The sequence below is a fragment of the Acinetobacter sp. V2 genome, assembly GCF_001188385.1.
In the GTDB taxonomy this organism is placed as follows: Bacteria; Pseudomonadota; Gammaproteobacteria; order Pseudomonadales; family Moraxellaceae; genus Acinetobacter; species Acinetobacter oleivorans.
Map to the genome: position 1 here is coordinate 1,443,583 of NZ_JZFB01000001.1, position 4,115 is coordinate 1,447,697.

General features: G+C 36.9%; 4 protein-coding genes. 2 read left to right on the forward strand and 2 right to left on the reverse strand.

Annotated elements, in window-relative coordinates:
• Nucleotides 1-615, reverse strand: a 615-nt coding sequence (yaaA, locus tag UC75_RS06630) for a peroxide stress protein YaaA (protein WP_049837087.1), incomplete at its 3' end; no start/stop codon positions are given.
• 125 nt (nucleotides 616-740) lie between these two features.
• On the opposite strand from yaaA, the gene UC75_RS06635 reads away from it, so the two are divergent.
• Nucleotides 741-1,373 carry an alpha/beta hydrolase gene (locus UC75_RS06635; RefSeq protein ID WP_049837088.1) on the forward strand — a complete coding sequence of 211 codons (633 nt, stop codon included), beginning with the start codon at nucleotides 741-743 and terminating at the stop codon, nucleotides 1,371-1,373.
• A gap of 59 nt (nucleotides 1,374-1,432) precedes the next feature.
• On the opposite strand, the gene rtcR is transcribed toward UC75_RS06635, so the two are convergent.
• The gene (gene rtcR, locus UC75_RS06640; protein ID WP_049837089.1) at nucleotides 1,433-3,031 is read right to left on the reverse strand and encodes an RNA repair transcriptional activator RtcR; all 1,599 of its coding nucleotides are present in this window, start codon (nucleotides 3,029-3,031) and stop codon (nucleotides 1,433-1,435) included.
• Between the two features lie 67 nt (nucleotides 3,032-3,098).
• Between rtcR and UC75_RS06645 the strand changes: the two genes are divergently transcribed.
• Nucleotides 3,099-4,073, forward strand: a complete 975-nt coding sequence (locus UC75_RS06645; protein ID WP_049837090.1) for a ribonuclease Z — start codon at nucleotides 3,099-3,101, stop codon at nucleotides 4,071-4,073.
• Nucleotides 4,074-4,115: the final 42 nt, after the last annotated feature.

Genomic DNA, 4,115 nt, shown 5'->3' on the forward strand with positions numbered 1-4,115 from the left:
ACTAATGACTTTATATTTACCATTTTTCTGATCTAGAAAAACTGGCTTAATAATTTTAGCCTTAATTTTCTTCTCATTGACCGATTTGTAATACTCATCTGAAGCTAAGTTTACAAGTAAATCAGAATTTATTGCTGCCAAATCTTCATTAATCTGGTTTGTGATAATTTCACCCCAGAACTCATACAAATTATGACCACGCGTATTTTTTAATTTAGTGCCCATTTCAAGACGATAAGGCATCATTAAATCTAAAGGACGTAATAAACCATATAGACCAGAGAGCATACGCAAATGCTGCTGTGCAAAATCAATATCTTTATCTTTTAAATGGTACGCATCTAAACCCGTATAGACATCGCCTTTAAATGCATAAATTGCCTGACGAGCATTTGAAAAATCAAATTCGGGCTTCCAATCTCTAAATCGGTCTGCATTTAATGTGGCAATTTTTTCACTAACACTCATTAAACTCGCAATTTCCGAAGCAGAAAGTTTACGGCTAACATCAATTAATTGTGCTGAGTGTTCTAACAAGCGAGGCTGAGTAAACTCATCTGTAGGTAACGCTGTTTCATAATCCAAAGTTTTTGCAGGAGAAATTAAAGCAAGCATACATAACCTGAAAAAATTATTCTTAATACCAACTATAACAGTAGATATTTTTTAATGCTAACTCGTGTTTTCAATGACGACTATCGGTAAAATAGCATCACGTATTGTTATTTAGCGGTTCTTATATGTCTGAGCAAACTTTCATCCAGGGTCCAGTAGGTAAAATTGAACTTTTCGTTGACCGCCCTGAAGGTGAAATCAAAGGCTTTGCGGTTGTTTGTCATCCGCACCCATTGCAAGGTGGAACCCCTCAACATAAAGTCCCTGCCCTTTTAACCCAAATCTTTAATGAATATGGCTGCATTGTTTACCGCCCGAGCTTCCGCGGCCTAGGCGGTAGTGAAGGTATTCATGATGAAGGCCATGGTGAAACTGAAGATATCTTAGCTGTCATTGAACATGTTCGTAAGCTTCATGAAGGCCTACCATTTTATGCAGGCGGTTTTAGCTTCGGCTCACATGTTTTAGCAAAATGCTTTGCACAGCTTAATCCTGAATTACGACCTATACAGTTAATTTTATGCGGTTTACCAACGGCTACTGTAGTAGGTTTACGCCACTATAAAACTCCTGAAATTCAAGGTGATATTCTACTCATTCATGGTGAGCAAGATGACATTACCTTACTTTCAGATGCAATTGCATGGGCAAAACCACAAAAGCATCCAATTACGATTTTACCGGGCGCTAACCACTTCTTTACAGGCTATCTAAAACAGCTTCGTCAAATCATTACACGCTTTATTATCATGAAATAAAGTGTATTTGATGGACATAGATTGAGTCTATGTCCATCATTTCATAAGCACTGTAGCTGCTAAAAATTATTCCAACTTAATCCAAAACGGGCTAAATATTTTTTTACTCGGTCGCTATCATTTGTTGTATTACGTTGTTGACGAGATACTGAAAAGAGTTGTCTTCCAGCTTCTGCCATTGATTTTGAATTTTCACAGACTTTGAGCACACCTCGTAATTGAATCTGATCAAATTCATCTATTTGTTCTATTTGTTCAGAAGCCAAATAGTTCAACAAAATATCTGTATTTTTATCATTGTAAGATTCATCCTGAGTAAGCCAAAGTTGCTTTAGGCGTTGAATTTCTTTTTCTACAGCTTCACGACGAATTAACTCACCGTGAGATAAAGTTGCCAAACGAGTTACGCTCGCTGCTAAATCTCTAAAATTTCCTTGCCATGATGCATCTACTGATTTAGCAAACTTTAAATATGTTTCTAAAGCATCACGTTGAAAACGTAATTGTCTTTGATGAATTGCAGCAAAACGCTGTAGCTCAAAATCAATATTGGGTGCAATATCTTCTACACGGTCTTTTAAATTGGGTAAAAAGAACGTCCATGTATTCAAACGAGCCCATAAATCTTCACGAAAACGGCCAGCTTGAACCTCATTACGCAAATCACGGTTAGTACCAGCTATTAGTTGAAAATCGGCCTGAATTTCCTTATCACTCCCAACAGGAAAAAAGCTTTTATCCTCTAGTGCTTTTAGCAGCATAGCTTGCTCATCAAGTCCCAATTCACCGATTTCATCTAAAAATAAAATGCCTTGGTCAGCACTTTTTAATAAACCAGCGCGAGATGCAGCTGCTCCTGTAAATGCACCTTTTATGTGACCAAATAAGGTTGACATAGCACTATCACCACGTAAGGTTGCACAGTTAACATCGATAAAACGACCGCTTAATTGAAATTTATCTTTCTTTAATTGAAAAATCTGTTTTGCCAAATGAGACTTACCAACACCTGTTGCACCCATAATTAAAATAGGCGCACTAGAGCGGGTTGCAACTAATTCAACTTCCTCAATAAGCTGATTAAACACTTTATTATGAGTAGAAATATTTGCTTTAAGTTGTTGCCAATTTTGTTTTTGTTCATCATCGAATCGCTGTTTTAAAACATCGTATCGAGACAAATCCAGATCAATAATTCTATATTCACCTTCTGGGGTCTTTGGTTGATTAGGTGAGCTTTGGATAAGCTGAGCAGGTAAATAATGTGCATCTATCAATAAATACCAACAAATTTGGGCAACATGTGTTCCCGTTGTGATATGCAATAAATAGTTATTTTTTTCGACATCAAACGGATAGGTTTTTACAAAATCATAAAGTGCCCCATAAACTTCAGCAAAATCCCAAGGGTCTCTAATACTCACCTTGTGTCCAGAAACCTGAGTTTGTGGAGAAATTTCTTTCGCGTCTGCTGCTATAGATTTAACTAAATTATGATGCTGTCGATCATGTAACAATACTAATTCATCTACAAGCAAATCTTCATGCATTAACAAGCTAATCGTAGGACGCCAACGTTGCCATCGATCTGGCTTTCTCCCCTGATCAAGTGTAGAACCGACAAAGCCAATAACGACTGTTTTCTTTGCATCCGCCATAATTTCTATAAAATTTTATAAGTGTCTATAATATACAATACGCATTTGACCAAAAAATTCCAAGAATATGCTTCATTTTACTTTTTTAGGCACATCTTCGGGTGTACCTACCCTGACACGTAATGTTTCAGGATTAGCAGTTCGTAACAGCAAAAATAAGGACTGGATTTTAATTGATGCCGGCGAAGGTACACAGCACCGCGTTCAACAAGCCAAACTTTCATTACAAAACCTAGTTGCCATTTGTATTACACACGTTCACGGCGACCATTGTTATGGTCTAGTTGGTTTATTGGCAAGTGCAGGCATGAATGCCCGTAGCAAACCATTAATCATGATTGCACCGAAAGAAATTCAGCAATGGTTTGAAATCACTGCCCAGCTTACTGACTTACATTTACCCTACTCACTGCAATTTATTGATGTAAATAAAGCAATGCAGCCACAACAAATCACTGATGAATTCATTGTTCAAGCACACCCACTAAGCCATCGTGTTCCAAGTTTTGCTTTTAGTATTTACATCAAATCGATTCAGAAGAAGTTAGATACCCAAGCTCTAACTCAGCTTGGCGTACCTCAAGGCGATATGTGGGGCCATTTAAAACGAGGCTACAATGTTGAATTTGAGGGACAAACTTTAAAAGCTCAAGACTTTATCAAAATACAAAATCAACAAGTTCATGCAATTATAGGTGGTGATAATGACCAACCTGAACTATTAGCTGATGCTTGCAAAGATGCTCAACTCCTTATTCACGAATCGACTTACTTGCAAACGGTTTTAGATAAAGTCGGCAAAGGTCCAATGCATAGCTCAGCAAAAATGGTGGCTGAATTTGCAGAACAGCAATCTTTAAGTAATTTAATTCTGACGCATTTTAGCCCTAGACATCAGGATAAAGCTGGGCAACAAGCTATTACTGAAGAAGTTTGCCAGTTTTATAAAGGTCATTTTTATTTAGCAAATGATTTTGATGAATTTACTTTAAATGAAGCTGGGCAGCTTTTAAAAGTCGATAAAAATCATAAACCCCATTAAGCCAATATATCCAAAAATATATTTAAATATATTTTTGGATAT

Bases quoted from the DNA above. Each gene is read 5' to 3' on its own strand.
- rtcR (WP_049837089.1), bottom strand. From the start codon at position 3,031: ATGGCGGATGCAAAGAAAACAGTCGTTATTGGCTTTGTCGGTTCTACA.
- UC75_RS06645 (WP_049837090.1), top strand. From the start codon at position 3,099: ATGCTTCATTTTACTTTTTTAGGCACATCTTCGGGTGTACCTACCCTG.
- UC75_RS06635 (WP_049837088.1), top strand. From the start codon at position 741: ATGTCTGAGCAAACTTTCATCCAGGGTCCAGTAGGTAAAATTGAACTT.